This is a genomic window from Exiguobacterium qingdaonense, from assembly GCF_018617855.1.
GTDB classification, from domain to species: Bacteria; Bacillota; Bacilli; order Exiguobacteriales; family Exiguobacteriaceae; genus Exiguobacterium; species Exiguobacterium qingdaonense.
On record NZ_JACSKY010000002.1, the window covers coordinates 161132 to 179769 of the forward strand.

Below are 18638 nucleotides of genomic sequence, written 5' to 3' on the forward strand. Positions count from 1 at the left end.
CAGGTTTCTGCTTTGGCTCTTTCCATGTTAAGGTAGAATCGATATAAGCTAGGATAGGAGCGAGAATAGTGGCGAAACGAGATTATTATGAAGTGCTCGGGCTCGAAAAATCGGCCTCGGCACAAGAAATTAAGCGGGCATACCGTAAACTGGCCCGTCAATATCATCCAGACATTAATCAAGAAGCCGATGCGGCGGAAAAATTCAAGGAAATCGGCGAAGCGTACGAAGTATTGTCCGATGAACAAAAGCGTGCTCAATATGACCGATTCGGTTTTGAAGGTGCCAATCAGTTCGGAGGTGGAGGCGACTTCCAAGGTGGATTCGGAGATATCTTTGACATGTTCTTCGGAGGTGGCGGACGTCGTCAAGACCCGAACGCACCGCGCCGGGGTGAAGATTATCAGTATGTGGTCGACCTTGACTTTATGGAGAGTGTGACCGGAAAGACGGAAACGATTGAACTTGAAATTGAAGTTGAGTGTGACACGTGTATGGGAAGCGGGGCAAAGCCTGGCACGAAACCGGAGACGTGTAGTCGTTGTGGTGGAAGTGGCGTCGAGACGGTCGAACAGAATACGATTCTTGGACGTATGGTCAATCAACGCCCTTGTAGCCAATGTCAGGGAACAGGGAAGACGATTAAAGAAAAATGTGCGACTTGCCACGGTTCAGGTCATGTGAAGAAAAAGCAGACGGTCGAAGTGAAGATTCCAGCAGGGATTGATAACGGTCAACAGATTCGTCTCTCTGGTAAAGGTGGCCCTGGAGTGAACGGTGGACCAGCCGGAGACTTGTACGTTGTCGTCCGCGTCAAAGCACATGAAATTTTTGAACGTGTCGACCAACACATCGCAATGGAGATGCCGGTCACGTTTGCGCAGGCGGCTCTCGGTGCTGAAATTGAAGTGCCAACCGTTCACGGCAATGTGAGCTTGAAAGTGCCAGCCGGAACCCAAACCGGATCGAAATTCCGTTTACGCGGAAAAGGAATGCCGCACTTACGCGGTGGTGCCAACGGTGACCAATATGTCAGTGTCATCGTCATGACACCGAAAAATATGACCGACCGCCAAAAAGAATTGCTTCGTGAGTTTGAAGAAATCAGTGGCGAGTCTGGCGTAGAAGAGGAACATGGCATGTTTCAAAAAATGAAAAAGTTCTTTAGTCATTAAAAGGAGTGTGTTCGGGCGATGAAATGGTCTGAAATTTGTGTCCACACGACACAACTTGCGGTAGAAGCTGTATCGAATATATTACACGAAGTAGGGGCACAAGGTGTCGTCATCGAGGACGTCGAAGATTTCGACAGAATGATGGCGGAGGACCATTTCGGAGAGATTTGGGACGTTTCGGATCGTGAGACGTATCCAACTTCTGGCGTACACGTCAAAGCGTATGTCCCAGCCTCTGGTGATTTTCAAGATTTACTTTCAAATTTGAAGAAAGAAATCGAACGACTCCGCACGATGCTCGATATCGGTTCGGGAGACGTCACGGTCGCTGAAATCGATGAAGAGGACTGGGCGCACTCTTGGAAGCAGTATTATAAACCGGTCAAGATCTCAGAACAGCTGACGATCGTTCCTCTATGGGAAGAGTACACACCGCAACCGGAAGAAAACGTCATCTTGCTAGACCCTGGGATGGCGTTTGGGACGGGGACGCACCCGACGACGATGCTTTGCATTCAGGCGATCGAGAACTACATCCAAAACGGTGATCAAGTCATCGATGTGGGCACAGGCTCAGGTGTCTTATCGATTGCCGCAGCAAAACTCGGGGCAACAAGCGTAAAGGCATTGGACTTAGATACAGTCGCAGTCGAAGCTGCTCGTCAAAACGTTGAGACGAACGGAGTAGACGAACTCGTTCAAGTGGACACGGGTGATCTTTTGAAAGGTGTGGAAGGTGAATACGATTTGGTCGTGGCGAACATTCTCGCCGACGTCATTCTCCTTTTCATCGAAGACGCCTATGCACGTACGAAGTCAGGTGGGCGTTTCATCACCTCTGGTATCATCGGAGAGAAGCGGGCTGAAGTGACGAACGCTTTGATTGCTGCGGGCTTCGAGATTGAAGAGACGCGCGTGATGGAAGACTGGGTCGCAATCATTGCCAAGAAAGGGTAAGTTATGCAACGTTACTTTTTGACACGAGAAGCCTTTAAAGGCGATACGGTGACCCTTCCCGCCGACGTGGTCCATCACATCGGTACAGTCTTAAGACAAGGTCCCGGATATGAGATGGTCCTGTTGGACGGTACAGGTGTTGAATATGCCTGTGTCGTGGCTTCGCTTGAGAAAAAAAGCGGGGAAGCGAAAGTCATGTCATCGCGTCAGGCGACGACGGAACTGCCGATCGAGGTCACGTTGGCGTATGCACTTCCGAAAGGGGACAAGGTCGAACTCGTCGCCCAAAAAGCGACCGAGCTTGGTGTCCACCACCTCCTGCTGTTCGAGTCGACCCGTTCTGTCGCCAAGTGGGACGGAAAAAAAGCGCCGAAAAAAGTGGAGCGGATTCAAAAGATTATGCAAGAGGCAGCTGAACAATCATATCGTGCCGTGGTACCGACTTGCGCATACGTCTCTCCGAAAGAGCTCGACCAAAACATCGATGGCTACGATGCCGTCATCATCGCGTATGAAGAGTCGGCAAAAGAAGGTGAACGGTCTATGTTCGTGCAACTATTAGACCACCTGAAACCGAAGCAACGCCTTCTCGTCATCACGGGCCCTGAAGGTGGGTTCGATGTGGCAGAAATAGAGCGATGGATTGATGCGGGAGCGACAGCCTGTGCATTCGGTCCACGCATTCTTCGGTCTGAAACGGCGCCGCTCTATGCGTTATCTGCAATCTCATTCGCGCTTGAACTAAACACACGATAAGAAAAGACGGATGACCCGATTGAGGTCATCCGTCTTTTGGTGCCGTTTATTTTTTATTGATTGTAATCACTTTCTTCGTGACGTTCCCGCCTAGGTCGGTCACTTCGAATGTGAAGGTGTTCTTTCCTTTCGATGTTACTGGGAGGGTGATGGTTCCAGTTCGCGAAAAGGCACGCATCGCGTATGGTTCTTTTAGTGTATTGCTCCATTTCAAGTCTCCATTGACACGGAGTTTGATCTCATCAAAGTTATCAGTGACCTTTACTTTTACTTTTACCGAGTTCTGTTTAGCCGATACGTTTTTCGGTACGTTTGTCACGGACAGTTTTGCTTTCGTCGAGTCGACGAAGATCGGGCGTACGAAATTGATCACATTTCCGGCAGCGTCTTCTGCAACGAACCGAACTTTATGGAATCCGTCTTGATATGTTCGTGTCGTATTGAACGTGTATTGTTTTGCTGTCGCGTCGTATGTGAGCGGTACTTCGACCCCGTCTAATGTGAACGATGCAATGTCAGACGCATCCTTGATTTGACCGCTCACTGGTACGATGGATGTACCATAAGGAGACAAGGCGAGTGGTGCGTCAACGAAGACCCCTGGTTTGTCCGCGTCATTTTCTGTAGATACGTCACGCGTGATCACATTGCCCGCATTGTCTGAAACGCGAACCGATAGTTGGTCTGTTGATTCAATTGGTGCATCGAGTGTGAAGTTTGCCGTATCACTTGCTTCTTTGGCAACGACCTTCCCGTTCAAGAGGAACTCGATTCCGTTAATTCCAGCGAAGTCGTCTGAGGCTTTGACACTAGCCACTCCTTCGTTCCAACGAATCGTGAAGCGAGGGTCCGTGTAGTCCACTTTTACTGGAATTCGAAGTGTCTGGGCTTGTTTTTTCATATAGTCGATGCTCGCCTCAATTTCGTAATAATATGTTCCTTTTGGCGCCATCTCTCCGTTCAGTTTTCCATCCCAAGCGTTATCAGACGTGTAGTAATATGGATCACCACTTCCACCATCAAAGTAGTTCTTTCTCAATTCCTCATCCATCTTGAGGGTTCGGAGGACGTTTCCTTTCTCATCGACAATCCGATATTTCATGTCTTTCGCATTTCGTAGGAGTGAGAAGACCGGGGTTGCCGTGTCTTTTGATCCGTCCCCGTCTGGCGAAATCGCTACCGCATCTTCAGCCACGGACTCGTCAAGTTTCTCACCTAAATAGTTCCCAGCCGCATCAACCAATCCGGAGATTCCATAGAATGAGCCTTCTTCGTAAATGGTCTCATCAAAGATTGGTGCCTTGCCCCAATCCCCTTCGAACCCGACGAACGGTACGACGAGTGATGGATGACCGTCTGTACCACGTGGGTCTGTCAAACGAATGAATCCATCAATGAAATAACCATTCTCAAAGACTGATTTAGCAGATACGGCACCGTCCAACGTCTCAGGATTTAAGACTTTTGCTTTTGAGACATCGATGGACACGGTGATTTGTTTCTTCTGTTTTGCTTTCAACGTGACTTTACTTGTGTTCGATCCGTTGATTTTGACGACTGCTCGTTGAAGTGCTTGAGCTTCCATCGCATTTTGAATGATTCCATCTTTGTTTTTGACGGCGAGGTCTGTCTGTAAAGAAGCGGCGACATCATATGTGAGCGATTCATCAGATGTGTTTTCAACGACGATAGTGAATTTCGCCTTGCTCTTTGATAGTTCTTTCAAAGCTACTTTTGCTTCTTTCGTCTGCTTCTCATATGCGACTGCCGGAGATGTGACGGCGGCATGGAGTTGCATGAGACCGGCTCCGGCGCGACGTGGTGAGTATGGAAGCGACTGTTTCAATTCCTGGTTGTATGGTCCGATATCAGTGACAGGCTTAGATGTATTGAGTAACAAGTTTTTCGCCATCGTGACGCGTGCTTTCCCGCTCAACTTGAAGTCGCGGTCTACACGTTCGAGAACGAGTGCCGCTCCTCCAGCAACGTGTGGTGCTGCCATTGACGTTCCGCTCATCAATCCATATTGGTTATCGTTAAACGTAGAGAAAATTTGTCCGCCTGGAGCAGACAATTCCGGCTTGAAGTCAAGGTTCGGTGTAACGCCCCACGATGTGAAATCAGACATCGCACCGGCTGAACGGTTGTTGACACTGATTCGGTCACCGGCAAACGTCACTTGAAGCGGACCTTCTGCTAACTTGTCTTTCAGTTCATTCCCATCCTGGATGCTAAGTGAAGCCATTGGGATTTGAGGTTGGTCGAGAGCCATCGAGACATAATCGCCATGCCCGACCGCACCACGTACGATGACACCTGCTGCGCCTTGTGCTTCAGCTGTTTTTTGAATCTTCGAGTAGAAATAACCGCCGTCGCGAACAGCAAGGACGAGTTTTCCTGTTACGTCTTTCCCTTCGTAGTTCTCCGGTTGTCCGTCTCCGACATACACGATGTCGTATGTCCCTTCTTTGAAGGCAGGACCGTCTTGTTTTTTCCATCCGATTTTTTCATCTCCGACACGGAATGCGTCCAATTGAATTTGATCGTTTTCAAGAGAGGCGACCGATGTCGATGCTTGACTGACACTCGGTGCCCCGACGACACCCGTATCTGGGTTTGAAGCAGTCGGTAAGTCGAATCCGTGACCAAAGTATGCAGAGTTCCCAGCAGAAATCGACATGAAGATACCGTTGTCGACGGCGCGTTGGACAGCTTGTTGTTCTGGAGAATCAGCATCGACGAAACCGGCTGTTGAACCGAGACTCATGTTGATGACGTCAGCCCCGAGTTTAATCGCATCGTCGATCGCTTTGATGTATATATCGCCATATGTAGACGCGTAGTTCGGGTCGTTACTGAATACTTTTAGTCCTAAAATTTGTGCTTCCGGTGCGACACCTTTGATCCCACCGTTTTCCAAGTCGCCGTTTGCCGCAACTGTTCCTGAGACGTGTTGACCATGCATCGATGCGCCGGGTGAGTCATCTTTGATGTCATCGTTCTCATCATAGTAGTTGTATGCGTACGGGACTTTCTCGTTCACGTATTCACCCGGGAGATTGAACGACGTGATTGCTTGATTGACTTCTGATTGAGTCAACTCTGCCGTCTTGGCGTCTGTGATCTTATAATCCCGGTGCTCAGGGTCGATTCCAGAATCGATGACGGCGACGACCGTCCCTTCTCCGGCAAACCCGTAATCTCCCCACGTTTGTTCGGCTTGAACCATGCCACTACTCGTGATCATATCCGGTTTGACTTCAGGGCGCTCATACTCGTTGACGATGTGGACGGTTGCTACTTCGGGTAACGCTTCGACTTTCGCGATTTCATTTGTAGACAAGAATGTAGAGAATCCGTTGAAAACGGTCGTGAACTCTTCAATCGGTGTGACCGATACTCCTTTTTTCTTCAATGAGGATTTAGCACGTTTTTGTTCAGATTCGACAGTCTGTTGTGCTTTGTCTTGCTCAGACTTGGTCAACTCATTAAACTTTTTACCTTTTTGTTCTGCTTCTACAATTGCAGGATCACCGACAAGTTCGACGACGACACGAACTTTCTTCTGCTTTTTCTCAAGAACGAACTTTGATTTAACGGAAGTTTCCGCAGAAACAGCGGTAGTTCCAGCTTGAATCAAAGCAGGTGACAAGGCGATGCATGTGGCGAGTGAAGTATGTAGGTAGAATTTTTTCCGTGACAATGTGTAACCCCCTAAAATTTGTTATAACCTGTAAAACAAAGTGTCAACTATCATTGAAAATAATCATATCGTTAATCAAATGAACAATAGTGGTTTTTTTTTGTAAATATGGTGAGTGTTTTTGCACAAATTAAAATATTCAGATAATGAATACGTCCTATTCCATAAGACCTATATAAAATTTTTTAGTGACACCTTGGGGGTAAATGACTTGAAATGATGAGCAAAACCTGGTACTGTATCCTTAATGTTAAATACCTATAAAACATATCAATTTAGTAAGAATTAAGTTTAAGGAGTGGCGGGATGAATTTACCATTCATGGACATCTTTAAAGATTGGGCTAAAAATTATGACACAGCGGTCGGTGGACATGACGAGCAATATCACGAAGTGTTTGTCGGATATGAACAAATGCTTGATGAAGTCGCGCTAAATGTTACCGGGACGGTGCTTGAGTTCGGTGTAGGGACGGGCAATCTGAGTGCACGAATTCAAAAGGGAAATCCGTTGATTGCGATCGAACCTTCTCCAGAAATGCGTCAGATTGCAATTGACAAGTTAGGTATTGAAGTTCAAGAAGGAGATTTTCTCCGTTATCCAGATGTTCCACACATCGATACGGTCGTGTCGTCATATGCTTTTCACCATTTGACAGATTCTGAAAAAGAGACGGCGATTGGTCAATATGCCAGAACGTGGGGACATCCGAAATTCGTGTTACTTGATACGATGTTTGAATCCCCGACATCCCGTCAGGACATCATCGATTGGGCGACTGCAAAAGGTTACTCAGACCTAGTTGAAGACTTGAATCGTGAATACTATCCATATACGACAACGATTCGTTCCATGTTAGAAACGAATGGTTATAAGGTGACGATGACACAAAAAAACAAGTTCGTATGGCTCGTGGTGGCCACTAAATAACGAGGAGGAATTACACATGAAAACATATAACGTTGAAAGTTTTAACTTAGATCATACGAAAGTTCAGGCTCCTTATGTTCGTCTGGCTGGCGTCAAAGAAGGATCAGTTGACACGATCTATAAATATGACATTCGTTTCATCCAACCGAACGAGGGTCTCATGCCGATGCGTGCGGTTCACTCTCTCGAACATTTGATTGCGGAAAACAGCCGTAACCATTCAAGTGATATCGTTGATGTTTCACCTATGGGATGCCAAACAGGGTTCTATTGGACGATGTTGAATGACGGGGACTATGACCGAATGCTTGATTTGGTGGAAGCAACGTTACGCGATGCGATGAACGCAGAGGAATTACCTGCGCAAAACCCTGTACAATGCGGAAGCGCCAACCATCATGATTTCGAAGGAGCTAAGAAGTTAGCGGCAGATATGCTCGCGAAGCGAGACGAGTGGCATATCATCTTTAAGGACGAAGCGTAAGATGATTGTCCGTGACGTCTACGAGCTCATCGGGGATACGCCGCTTATTGAACTCCATTCACTTCCCGTACCCCCAAACGTCAAAGTGTACGGAAAGCTCGAGATGATGAATCCGGGCGGAAGTGTGAAAGACCGACTCGGTATGAACTTGATTGAAAAGGCGATTGAGCGCGGCGATGTCGCACCAGGTGGCACGGTGATCGAGCCGACAGCGGGGAATACGGGAATTGGGCTCGCCCTTGCTTGCCAACGGTTCGGGATTCGTCTTTTCACCGTAACCCCTGAAAAGTTTAGTCAAGAAAAACAAGCGCTCATGCGACTCTTGGGGGCAACGGTCGTCAACACGCCGACAGAACTCGGGATGAAAGGTGCAATCCATCATGCAATCGAATTAGCGAAAGAGCATGACGCCTATGTCCCAGAACAGTTCTCAAACCCTGACAATCCGGACGCATATGTTGACGTTCTATCTCGTGAACTTCTAAACGATTTGCCTCAGATTGACGTGTTCATAGCCGGGGCGGGTTCGGGAGGGACATTTACTGGCGTCGCGAAAACGCTGAAACCGCTCGGGACAAAAACTGTCGTTGTGGAGCCGGTCGGATCGGTCTTAAATGGTGGTGAACCGGGTCCTCATAAAACGGAAGGAATCGGCGTCGAGAAATGGCCACCATTTTTGGAACGGTCCTCTGTAGATGCAATCCATACGATCACGGATGAAGAAGCGTTCTACTATGTGGCACATTTGGCGAAACAGGAGGGGCTGCTCATCGGTAGTTCATCTGGTGCCGCCATCGCAGCGTGTGTAAAGGAAGCGAATCAATTGTCGGAAGGCACGATTGTGACGATCTTGCCGGATAGTGCAGAGCGGTATTTAAGTCAAGGAATTGTCAAGGAGGCAGAACATGCGTACAAAGACAGCACTCATTCACGGCGGTAAGACGACGGATCCATTGACAGGAGCCGTCACACCACCGATTTATCAAACGAGCACATACAAGCAAGACGGGATCGGGAACTTACGAGAAGGTTACGAGTATTCCCGGTCGGCTAACCCGACGCGAACAGCGCTTGAAACACTCATCGCCGACATTGAAGGCGGGGTACAAGGTTTTGCGTTTGGGTCAGGGATGGCGGCCATCTCGACCGTGCTCATGCTACTAAAATCAGGAGACCACGTCATCGTCGGATCTGACGTGTACGGAGGAACATATCGTGTATTCAATCGAGTATTTCAGTCACGAGGCTTGGAAGCAACTTTTGTCGACACATCCGATGAAACGGCGGTTCGGGATGCGCTTCAAGCGAACACGAAAATGATTTATGTCGAGACACCGACAAACCCTCTCTTGAACGTGACAGACATTCGTGCGATGCGCACGATTGCCGATGAGGCAGACGTATTGCTCGTAGTCGACAACACGTTCATGACGCCCTACTTCCAAAATCCGATTGATCTTGGAGCGGATTATGTACTCCACAGTGCCACGAAATATTTAGGCGGACATAGTGACGTCGTGGCGGGACTTGTTGTCGCTCGTACGGTCGAGCAAGGGGAGGCGCTCGCATTCCTGCAGAACTCAATCGGTGCGGTATTAGGTCCGCAAGACAGTTTCCTAGTCGTTCGTGGTATCAAGACACTCGCTGTTCGGATGGAAGAAATTGAATCGAATGCACGTGCATTGGTCGAATTCCTTCAATCGAATGAGTCGGTATCACGCGTGCTCCACCCGAGCGTCTCAAGTGAAGAGGCAAAACGTGTTCATTTGTCTCAGGCACGTGGGTTCGGCGGGATGATTGCATTTGATGTCGGTTCAGAAGAGGCAGCGGAACTGATGGTCGCGAAGACAAAATACTTTACACTCGCAGAGAGCCTGGGAGCGGTCGAGAGCTTGATTAGTGTTCCGGCTCGTATGACCCATGCGTCCATTCCGGCTGAGCGCCGGGCAGAGCTGGGCATCACGGATGGGCTCGTCCGCATTTCAGTCGGACTTGAAGACATTGATGACTTGATCGAAGACTTATCACAAGCGCTAGCAGCGATTGAACAAGTGAAGCAATAAGACAGGGAGGGCGTTAGCGTCCTCTCTTTAATTATGAAAAAAAGCCTTGTAACAAAAGTCATTCATCGACTAAACTGTGTGTAATTTGAAAGAGAGCAGGTGTGCATGTGAATAAAGGGGTGTGGACGACAATCGGGGCCTACTTCATGTGGGGTGTTCTTCCGATTTATTGGAAGTTCTTACAAGAGGTGCCGAGCGGTCAAATATTGGCACATCGAATCATCTGGTCATTTTTATTTATCCTACTCGTCTTGAGATGGACGAATCAATGGAAAGAGTTCGGTTATGCACTACGTCACCGGGCTACGCGGAATGCATTCATGTTGAACGGGTTCATCGTCAGTGCAAACTGGTTCGTCTACATATGGGCTGTCAATCATGGGTATATCATTGAGGCATCTCTTGGATACTATATCAATCCACTCGTCAGTATGGTGTTAGGAGTGCTCGTCTTTCGGGAATCATTAAATCGAGTCCAATGGATGGCTGTCAGTATCGCCACTATGGGTGTCCTCGTTTTGACGCTAGGGTACGGCTCATTTCCTTGGATCTCCTTCGTTCTAGCGAGCACGTTCGGTTTCTATGGAATGGTGAAAAAGAGACGCCCACTCGCTTCAACGGTCAGCCTCGGCATCGAGACGTTGGCGGTCGTTCCGATTGCAATCATCTTTCTCGGCAATCAAGCGATCACAAACGAAATCACGTTCGGTGCCCCTCCCATGATTTGGGTCGCTCTGCTCGGGACAGGCGTGGTCACGGCACTTCCGCTTCTATTGTTCGGTTACGGGGCACAGCATATCCCGTTCACGCTCGTCGGGTTTCTCCAGTTCATCGCACCGACGCTCAGTTTGGTGATCGGTGTAGTGATGTATCACGAACCGTTCACGCTCTATCACATCTTTGCGTTCACGTGCATTTGGATTGCGATCTTCTTCTTTAGTTGGAATAGTTGGGTCGTTGCTCGCAAGCGCCGTCAATTGATTTGAATTTGAAAGCTGTTACATTCAGAAAAAACGTGGTAATATGTTAGATGTCAGACTTATTTGTCAGAGGAGGAAATGAATAATGGAATTAGCCCGTTATATCGACCACACAGCTTTAAAAGCTGAAACAACAAAAGATCAAATTACAACACTCTGTGCTGAGGCACTCGAGTACAAGTTCGCAAGCGTATGTGTCAACCCGACATGGGTGAAGTATGCAGCTGAACAACTCAAGTCAGATGACGACGTCAAAGTATGTACAGTCATCGGTTTCCCACTTGGGGCGAACACACCTGAAGTGAAAGCGTTTGAAACAAAAGACGCGATTGCAAACGGCGCAGATGAAGTGGACATGGTGATCAACATCGCGGCACTTAAGGATGGCGACCATGACCTCGTAGAGCGTGATATTCGTGCGGTTGTCGAAGCGGCAAACGGTACACTTGTCAAAGTGATCTTTGAGACATGCATGCTCACGAAAGAAGAAATCAAAAAAGCAGCTGAACTTTCAGTCAAAGCTGGAGCAGACTTCGTCAAAACATCGACTGGTTTCTCAACTGGTGGTGCAACTGTCGAAGACATTCGCCTCATGCGTGAAACGGTCGGACCTGACCTCGGCGTAAAAGCTTCTGGTGGCGTTCGTGACTTCGAAGGTGCGAAGGCGATGATCGATGCTGGTGCGACACGTATCGGGGCATCAGCGGGAATCGCAATCGTCTCTGGTGGCAGTTCAGACAGCGACTATTAATAAGTGGTTGACCACACGACTTAATTTCACTATAATATGATATGACGTGTGAAACACGTTTCCTTAGTCGTGTAATTCGGAGGGAGGGAAAACTAGTGGAAACTCGTGTCCGTAAAAACGAATCGCTTGAAGACGCTCTTCGTCGTTTCAAACGCGGTGTTTCGAAAGATGGCACTCTTGCCGAAGTTCGTAAACGTCGTCACTACGAAAAGCCAAGCGTAAAACGTAAATTGAAATCAGAAGCTGCGCGTAAGCGTAAGAAATTCTGATTCCAGTTTCATTTGTAGAGAGGGTGTTGGCTCATGAGTCTTCAAGAACGCTTGACGGACGACATGAAGCAAGCCATGCGCGCGAAACAAAAGGATCGTCTGACGACGATCCGTATGGTGAAAGCGTCGCTCCAAAATGAGGCTATCAAACTAGGTCGTCAAAATCTTACTGAGGAAGAGGAACTCACGGTGCTCAACCGAGAGATGAAACAGCGCAGAGACTCCCTCCGAGAATTCGAAAGCGCTGGTCGTGAAGACCTTGCTTCTAAAGTAGCAGAAGAAATTGTCGTCCTAGAAGCCTATATGCCTGAACAACTTTCAGAAGATGAAGTGACTGCGATCGTTCAAGCAGCTATTGCTCAAACGAACGCATCGGCTCCATCGGATATGGGTAAGGTGATGGGCGTCGTCATGCCACAAGTTAAAGGCAAGGCAGACGGTGGTCTTGTGAACCGAATCGTCAAACAACAATTGACGAATTGATGAGAAAGTAGAAACTTTTCGGGAAACCGAAAGTTTCTACTTTTTTTTGCGTATTCTGAAACCACATTCATTCTCATTTCGTATACACTAGAGATAGGAGATAGCTTTGAATTTGGAAGGGGGTAGTAAAGCGATGACATTTGGTCTCGGAGTGATTCTGACAGTCTTTTTTGTCGGAGTCGTCCTTCTTGGAATTGAAGTGTTCGTAGCAGGATTTGGATTGTTCGGTTTACTTGGGATCGGAGCGGTCGTTGCCAGTCTAATCATGGCGGGTGCGACAATCGGTCAGCTATGGCTTTCACTCGGACTAGCGGCAGCAGTACTCACAGGGCTCGGTTTTTGGGCTTATCGCCGTTTGAGTACGAATCGTCCTCTCTTTTATAAAGGGTTGATTTTGACTGATTCCACTTCTACCGAAAAAGGCTACTTGTCCCATGAAGACCGGAAACAGCTTCTAGGGAAAGTCGGTGTTACCTTGACACCACTTCGCCCGGCTGGAACTGCCGAAATCGACGGAGAACGAGTCGATGTCGTGACGGAAGGTAGCTATCTCGATCAAGAGACAAAAATTCAGGTATATAAAGTGGACTCAGGGCGGATCGTCGTTCGAAGCTTTATAGAACCGAAGGAGGATGTAACAGAATGACACCAGAATTATTGACAACGTTACTCATTACAGGCGGAGGGTTGATTGCACTTGCCGTGTTCTTCACGTTCGTGCCAATCGGACTGTGGATTAGCTCGTTCGCGGCCGGAGTCCACGTCTCAATCTTCACGTTAATCGGGATGCGTCTTCGCCGCGTCGTTCCTTCAAAAATCGTCAACCCATTAATTAAAGCGGTCAAAGCAGGTCTTGGTTTGAATACAAACCAATTGGAGAGTCACTTTTTGGCCGGTGGTAACGTCGACCGTGTCGTGAACGCATTGATTGCGGCACATCGTGCAAATATCGAACTATCATTCGAGCGTGCCGCTGCCATCGACTTGGCAGGTCGTAACGTGCTCGAGGCTGTGCAGATGTCAGTTAACCCAAAAGTCATTGAAACGCCGTTTATCGCAGGTGTGGCGATGGACGGGATTGAAGTAAAAGCAAAGGCGCGCATCACAGTTCGCGCTAATATCGACCGCCTCGTCGGTGGTGCGGGTGAAGAAACGATTATCGCCCGTGTCGGGGAAGGGGTAGTTTCGACGATTGGTTCACAGAACAATCATAAACATGTATTGGAAAACCCTGACTTGATTTCACGTACCGTTTTGACTAAAGGATTAGATTCTGGTACAGCGTTTGAAATTCTCTCGATTGATATCGCAGACATTGATATCGGTAAGAACATCGGTGCAGTCTTGCAGACAGATCAAGCCGAGGCCGATAAGAAGATTGCCCAAGCTAAGGCAGAAGAACGCCGTGCGATGGCGATTGCTCGTGAACAGGAAATGAAATCTTCTGTAGAAGAGATGCGTGCGAAAGTAGTCGGCGCTGAAGCGGAAGTCCCACTCGCGATGGCGGAAGCGTTGCGTCACGGGAAGCTCGGTGTGATGGATTATGTGAATTACTTGAACGTTCAAGCGGATACAGAAATGCGAAAAGCGATCGGGTCACCTGTCGATTCTGAATCAGATAATGAGTGATTGATATGGATGGATTATGGGTACTTTTGTTAGCCGCCTTCGGGATTGCCTCGGCAGTGATGAAACGGCTCGAAAAGTCATCTTCTTCTGATGATCGTCCTCAAAGTAGTGAGCTGAAGCGCTATTTAGATTCAGTAGGGGACGTAATGAAAGAGATTGAAACGGCATTTGATGGCTCCGATTCGGAGCAAAAGCCGGCACCGCAAAAGGTAAGACGGAGAGTGGCGCAGACTGAAGAAAGGTCGGTTCCTCGTGAGCGTCAGTCAGAGTTGCCAAAAGTGAGCGCTCAATTTGAACACATCGCAAAAATTCCTCCGGTTCAAGAGGAGTTGAGACGTCGACAGCCGAAAGTCTCAAGAAAGCAAATGCGAGAAGCTGTTATTTGGAGCGAGGTTTTACAACCGCCGATTTCAAAACGAAAAAAGTAAGGGGAAGGCAGTGACGGATGTTACTGCCTTTTTGCATGGAGAAATTAGACAGTCTTTCTTTCACCATAGGCATGATAGTGCTAAAGTAAAAGAGGAACAACTGATTATGAGGGGGCAATGCATCCATTGATTATGACTGATAAAATACCGTTTGTAATGGAACAAGCGAACGAGGCGCAGGCGTTACTTGGACCGAATGATGAAGTGTTTCAAGCGATTGAGACAGAATTGAAAGTCGCGCTCATCCCAAGAGGGGAAGAACTGATTATTCAGGCTGACTCTCAAGACGTGTTAGAACTGACAAAACAAGTGGTGCTCACGTTGCAAACCTTGGTGAAGAAAGGGGCGCGTTTGAACGAAGGTGATGCCATCAGCGTCATTCAACATATTCAAGTCGGCAAGGGAGACGAACTGCTGGAGCATTATGAGCGTGTCGTCTTCACGACGAACAAAGGAAAACCGATTCGTGCGAAGACTGTTGGACAGAGCCGCTATGTTCGTGCAATCGAACGGCGAGACCTCGTGTTTGGGATTGGGCCAGCTGGTACCGGAAAAACGTACTTGGCCGTCGTGTTGGCGGCACGTGCATTAAAAGAAGGTAAGGTCAAACGAATCATTCTCACACGTCCTGCCGTTGAGGCTGGTGAGAACCTTGGCTTTTTACCGGGTGACTTAAAAGAAAAAGTAGACCCGTATTTACGTCCGTTATATGACGCGCTGTTTGATGTATATGGGGTCGAGCAGACGAACCGATTACTAGAACGCGGCACGATTGAAGTGGCACCCCTTGCTTATATGCGGGGGCGAACGTTAGAAGATGCGTTTGTCATTTTAGACGAGGCGCAAAACACGACGAAAGAGCAAATGAAGATGTTTTTAACGCGACTCGGATTTGGATCGAAGATGGTGGTCACAGGGGATTTGACCCAAGTCGATTTACCGAAAGGCAAAACATCGGGCTTGCAAGAAGCGTTACGCTTGTTGGAAGGCGTGAATGGCATTCACTTTGAGCACTTTAGTGCATCGGATGTCGTCCGTCATCCGCTTGTTAAGAAAATTATTAACGCCTACAGCACAGATCTCACTTAAAAATGGAATGAGAAGCATACATCGTGAAAAGGGGGGACACGAATGCAGCAAGCTAAAAATTGGACAGTTGCGACTATATCGCTAATTTTCTTTCTGTTACTGGGAGCTCTATTATACTTTACAGTGCGCCCGTCCATCATCAGTGTAGAGCCGCTAGGCATTGCCGAACAAGACATTCGGTCTCCGATCACGGTCGAAGATCGCGTAGCGACCGAGCGTTTGAAGCAAGAAGTGACGAACGGTGTCGGGAGTCAGTTTTCCTTGAGACGAGAATTCGCTGATCAACAGATCGCGAAAGTCGAGCAATTGTTCGCTGCTTTTGACAACACCGATGACGAGACCGAACTCGCCGATATTAAAAATCGGTTGAACTCAACCGAGGCGAACGAAATTCTTGCTGACGAAGAGTTAAATTCGTTACTTGAAGCGAATGAAGATACTCGACAAACAGTCGAGGATGTGACCGTGACGGCGTTACAACAAGTGATGGACAATCGCATTGAGACGAGCAACGAAGCGGTGGCCGCCGCGCGCGACCGTGCTGCGGGGATTATCGATCAATCACCACTATCGTTTGAGTTTCGGGCTATCTCGAAAACGTTGAGCGATGAACTCATCGTCCCCAACTATGTCTTTGACTCCGAGGCGACTCGTCAAAAAGAACAAGAAGCTGTCGATGCGGTCGACCCTGTCATCATCCAGGAAGGCCAACTACTTGTCAGTCAAGGCGAAGTAGTCACGCGCGAGACTTATCGAAAGCTTGAACTATCTGGAGCGATCGACCCAGACCGCTCACTTGCCCCGCTATTAGGGTCATTCTTGTTGAGTGCCCTATTGACGGGTGGTTTTTTGTTCATGCTCATCCGTTCGAGAATCAAAGAGTTGTTATTGAGCCCGAAAATATTAGTGACGGTCTATGGATTGCTTTTATTGCAACTCGGTATCTTTTTTGGCGTCGGTTATATTGGTGTCGATTTTACGACGTACGCCTATATTTTGGCCCCGACCGCATTTGTCGTGTTATTACTACGCATTTTGATTGACGAGCGAGTCGCACTCGCGTCAGCCTTCATCACCATGATTGCCGGAAGTATCGTCGTTACGTTCGGACAGAGTACGAATTTTATGACGCTTGTGTACATTGCGACTGGGAGTTTTTTGGCGGTCTTTTTAGTCGAACCGAAGATTCAACGGAAGCGTTTGTTCTTGTCCGGGGTGTTGCTCGGTTTCGTCAACATCATCATGGTGATGGCGTTGTTGTTATTGCGAAACGTACAACTCTCTTGGGAGATGGCGATGTATCTATCGGGATTCGCTGTCATCAGTGCCCTGTTGTCGATTGTCCTGACGTTTGGATTCTTACCATTTTTAGAACCTTGGTTCGGTGTCTTATCTTCTGGACGGCTCGTCGAGTTAATGAGTCCGACACATCCGTTGTTGCGTAAACTCTTAATGGAGGCGCCAGGCACGTATCATCACAGTATGATGGTAGCGAATTTAGCGGAATCTGCCTGTGAAGCAATTGGGGCAGATGGATTGCTCGCAAGGGTCGCGAGCTATTATCACGATCTAGGAAAGACGGAGCGACCCCTTCATTTTATTGAAAATCAGCAAGGCGGAGGGAATCCACACGATCGGTTGACTCCTGAAGAATCGGCAGACATCATCATGGCTCATCCATACGATGGGGCCGACTTATTGCGGCGCTATAAGTTACCGAAAGAAATTATTGATATCGCCGAGCAACATCATGGAACTTCCTTGTTGAAATATTTCTACGTGAAGGCGCAAGAAACGGAAGAGAAGGATGTGATGGAATCGCGATTCCGTTATCCTGGCCCGAAACCGCAGACACGTGAAGCGGCGGTCGTCATGATTGTCGACTCAATCGAGGCAGCCGTTCGGTCGCAAAAGCAACCGACACCAGAAAAAATCCGAATGCTCGTGCGAGCTATCATTCGAGATAAAATGGCCGATGGACAATTCGAAGACTGTGAACTCACAACGAAAGAAGTTTGGCGCGTCGGAGAAAGTGCGTGTGAGACATTGACCGGCTTGTTCCATGAGCGAATTGAATACCCAGAAATGAAGAAAGAGGGAGAATTACATGCAAATCATCTCGAACGATGAACATGAATTGTTAACAACATCTCAAATCGAACTTGTCGAGGCAATCCTTCAACATGCTGCCGAGTTAGAAGAGGTGGAGGAACCGAGCGAATTGTCCGTCTCGTATTTGACGAATGCGGAAATCCATGAGGTGAATCGGGAATGGCGTGGTAAAGACGCCCCGACCGATGTCATTAGTTTCGCCTTTGATGAGATGGGCGATGATGAGATGGATTTCACTCTCGACGAAGATGAACCACATCTACTCGGTGATTTAGTCATCTCGGTAGAACGTTGCCGAGAACAAGCAGCTGACTATGGTCATTCATTTGAACGGGAACTCGGATTCTTGGCAATCCACGGATTTCTTCATCTATTAGGGTACGATCATATGACAACTGAAGAAGAAGCGGAAATGACCGCAAGACAAGAAGAGGTGCTCACTCATTTTGAGTTGAAGCGAGGCAACGTGTGAAACCGTTCCGATTGGCATGTGTTGGCATACTGCACGCCATTCGTACAGAGCGAAATATGCGTCTCCATCTCATATCGGCTCTTCTCGTATTGATTTTTTCCATCTGGTTACAGCCGACACGGTTAGAGATTGTGATTCTGATCGCTTGGGTGGTTGCGGTCATTAGCTTAGAATTGATGAACACTGCGATTGAACGAACGGTCGACCTCGTGACCGAGGATGTTCATCCGCTCGCAAAACAAGCGAAAGATGTTGCCGCAGGGTCCGTACTTGTCGCCTCGATTGGTGCCGCCGTAACGGCACTCATAATATTCGGTCCACGGCTATGGAACATGCTATACTAATAGTTCTGATATT

The 18638-nt window shown here is 48.1% G+C and carries 19 protein-coding genes; 18 read left to right on the forward strand and 1 reads right to left on the reverse strand.

The genetic code is table 11. From position 1 onward, the window contains the following. The first annotated feature begins 68 nt into the window (after positions 1-68). From dnaJ to KNP00_RS04185, 3 genes are read left to right on the forward strand one after another with little or no spacing between them, the layout of a single operon-like run. Complete coding sequence (dnaJ, locus tag KNP00_RS04175; protein WP_215142545.1) at positions 69-1175, forward strand: molecular chaperone DnaJ; 1107 nt, start codon at positions 69-71, stop codon at positions 1173-1175. Positions 1176-1193: 18 nt separating this feature from the next. Next, positions 1194-2132: a 50S ribosomal protein L11 methyltransferase gene (prmA, locus tag KNP00_RS04180; RefSeq protein WP_215142546.1), complete on the forward strand. Its 939-nt coding sequence runs from the start codon at positions 1194-1196 to the stop codon at positions 2130-2132. Positions 2133-2135: 3 nt separating this feature from the next. Next, complete coding sequence (locus KNP00_RS04185; protein ID WP_215142547.1) at positions 2136-2888, forward strand: 16S rRNA (uracil(1498)-N(3))-methyltransferase; 753 nt, start codon at positions 2136-2138, stop codon at positions 2886-2888. Between the two features lie 46 nt (positions 2889-2934). Here the strand turns inward: KNP00_RS04185 and KNP00_RS04190 are convergent, their stop codons facing one another. Beyond that, entirely contained in the window at positions 2935-6591 is a 3657-nt protein-coding gene (locus KNP00_RS04190; RefSeq protein ID WP_215142548.1) for a S8 family serine peptidase, read from the reverse strand. A gap of 306 nt (positions 6592-6897) precedes the next feature. On the opposite strand from KNP00_RS04190, the gene KNP00_RS04195 reads away from it, so the two are divergent. The 15 genes from KNP00_RS04195 (at position 6898) to KNP00_RS04265 (ending at position 18625) form a co-directional block, all read left to right on the forward strand. Then, positions 6898-7521, forward strand: coding sequence for a class I SAM-dependent methyltransferase (locus tag KNP00_RS04195; RefSeq protein WP_215142549.1), 624 nt, complete (start codon positions 6898-6900; stop codon positions 7519-7521). Between the two features lie 16 nt (positions 7522-7537). After that, positions 7538-8005: an S-ribosylhomocysteine lyase gene (locus tag KNP00_RS04200; RefSeq protein ID WP_215142550.1), complete on the forward strand. Its 468-nt coding sequence runs from the start codon at positions 7538-7540 to the stop codon at positions 8003-8005. A gap of 1 nt (position 8006) precedes the next feature. Then, entirely contained in the window at positions 8007-8945 is a 939-nt protein-coding gene (locus tag KNP00_RS04205) for a PLP-dependent cysteine synthase family protein (RefSeq protein WP_215142551.1), read from the forward strand. Continuing rightward, positions 8911-10068, forward strand: coding sequence for a bifunctional cystathionine gamma-lyase/homocysteine desulfhydrase (locus KNP00_RS04210; protein WP_215142552.1), 1158 nt, complete (start codon positions 8911-8913; stop codon positions 10066-10068). The genes KNP00_RS04205 and KNP00_RS04210 overlap by 35 nt, the downstream gene beginning before the upstream one ends. A gap of 107 nt (positions 10069-10175) precedes the next feature. Further along, positions 10176-11054, forward strand: a complete 879-nt coding sequence (rarD, locus tag KNP00_RS04215) for an EamA family transporter RarD (protein WP_215142554.1) — start codon at positions 10176-10178, stop codon at positions 11052-11054. 79 nt (positions 11055-11133) lie between these two features. Beyond that, on the forward strand, positions 11134-11799 hold the full coding sequence (deoC, locus tag KNP00_RS04220) for a deoxyribose-phosphate aldolase (protein ID WP_215142556.1): 666 nt from the start codon (positions 11134-11136) through the stop codon (positions 11797-11799). A gap of 74 nt (positions 11800-11873) precedes the next feature. Beyond that, the gene (gene rpsU / locus KNP00_RS04225) at positions 11874-12068 is read left to right on the forward strand and encodes a 30S ribosomal protein S21 (RefSeq protein WP_029334745.1); all 195 of its coding nucleotides are present in this window, start codon (positions 11874-11876) and stop codon (positions 12066-12068) included. A gap of 33 nt (positions 12069-12101) precedes the next feature. Then, complete coding sequence (locus KNP00_RS04230; RefSeq protein ID WP_215142558.1) at positions 12102-12551, forward strand: GatB/YqeY domain-containing protein; 450 nt, start codon at positions 12102-12104, stop codon at positions 12549-12551. 106 nt (positions 12552-12657) lie between these two features. Beyond that, entirely contained in the window at positions 12658-13197 is a 540-nt protein-coding gene (locus KNP00_RS04235; RefSeq protein WP_240542704.1) for an NfeD family protein, read from the forward strand. Next, positions 13194-14180 (forward strand): flotillin-like protein FloA, encoded by a 987-nt coding sequence (gene floA / locus KNP00_RS04240; RefSeq protein ID WP_215142560.1) that lies wholly within the window; start codon positions 13194-13196, stop codon positions 14178-14180. Before KNP00_RS04235 ends, floA begins: the two co-directional genes overlap by 4 nt. Positions 14181-14185: 5 nt before the next feature. Next, positions 14186-14608 (forward strand): hypothetical protein, encoded by a 423-nt coding sequence (locus KNP00_RS04245; protein WP_215142562.1) that lies wholly within the window; start codon positions 14186-14188, stop codon positions 14606-14608. Positions 14609-14725: 117 nt separating this feature from the next. Further along, entirely contained in the window at positions 14726-15697 is a 972-nt protein-coding gene (locus KNP00_RS04250; protein ID WP_240542705.1) for a PhoH family protein, read from the forward strand. Positions 15698-15739: 42 nt separating this feature from the next. Continuing rightward, positions 15740-17827: an HD family phosphohydrolase gene (locus KNP00_RS04255; RefSeq protein ID WP_215142564.1), complete on the forward strand. Its 2088-nt coding sequence runs from the start codon at positions 15740-15742 to the stop codon at positions 17825-17827. After that, a complete protein-coding gene (ybeY, locus tag KNP00_RS04260; protein WP_215142566.1) occupies positions 17805-18281 on the forward strand; it encodes an rRNA maturation RNase YbeY in 477 nt (158 codons plus the stop codon). Before KNP00_RS04255 ends, ybeY begins: the two co-directional genes overlap by 23 nt. Then, a complete protein-coding gene (locus KNP00_RS04265; protein ID WP_215142568.1) occupies positions 18278-18625 on the forward strand; it encodes a diacylglycerol kinase family protein in 348 nt (115 codons plus the stop codon). Before ybeY ends, KNP00_RS04265 begins: the two co-directional genes overlap by 4 nt. Positions 18626-18638 lie beyond the last annotated feature (13 nt).

What these genes read in the sequence shown, in the direction of transcription:
- prmA (WP_215142546.1), top strand. Translation starts at nt 1,194, where the DNA reads ATGAAATGGTCTGAAATTTGTGTCCACACGACACAACTTGCGGTAGAA.
- KNP00_RS04185 (WP_215142547.1), top strand. Translation starts at nt 2,136, where the DNA reads ATGCAACGTTACTTTTTGACACGAGAAGCCTTTAAAGGCGATACGGTG.
- KNP00_RS04195 (WP_215142549.1), top strand. Translation starts at nt 6,898, where the DNA reads ATGAATTTACCATTCATGGACATCTTTAAAGATTGGGCTAAAAATTAT.
- KNP00_RS04200 (WP_215142550.1), top strand. Translation starts at nt 7,538, where the DNA reads ATGAAAACATATAACGTTGAAAGTTTTAACTTAGATCATACGAAAGTT.
- KNP00_RS04205 (WP_215142551.1), top strand. Translation starts at nt 8,007, where the DNA reads ATGATTGTCCGTGACGTCTACGAGCTCATCGGGGATACGCCGCTTATT.
- KNP00_RS04210 (WP_215142552.1), top strand. Translation starts at nt 8,911, where the DNA reads ATGCGTACAAAGACAGCACTCATTCACGGCGGTAAGACGACGGATCCA.
- deoC (WP_215142556.1), top strand. Translation starts at nt 11,134, where the DNA reads ATGGAATTAGCCCGTTATATCGACCACACAGCTTTAAAAGCTGAAACA.
- KNP00_RS04230 (WP_215142558.1), top strand. Translation starts at nt 12,102, where the DNA reads ATGAGTCTTCAAGAACGCTTGACGGACGACATGAAGCAAGCCATGCGC.
- floA (WP_215142560.1), top strand. Translation starts at nt 13,194, where the DNA reads ATGACACCAGAATTATTGACAACGTTACTCATTACAGGCGGAGGGTTG.
- KNP00_RS04245 (WP_215142562.1), top strand. Translation starts at nt 14,186, where the DNA reads ATGGATGGATTATGGGTACTTTTGTTAGCCGCCTTCGGGATTGCCTCG.
- KNP00_RS04250 (WP_240542705.1), top strand. Translation starts at nt 14,726, where the DNA reads ATGCATCCATTGATTATGACTGATAAAATACCGTTTGTAATGGAACAA.
- KNP00_RS04255 (WP_215142564.1), top strand. Translation starts at nt 15,740, where the DNA reads ATGCAGCAAGCTAAAAATTGGACAGTTGCGACTATATCGCTAATTTTC.
- ybeY (WP_215142566.1), top strand. Translation starts at nt 17,805, where the DNA reads ATGCAAATCATCTCGAACGATGAACATGAATTGTTAACAACATCTCAA.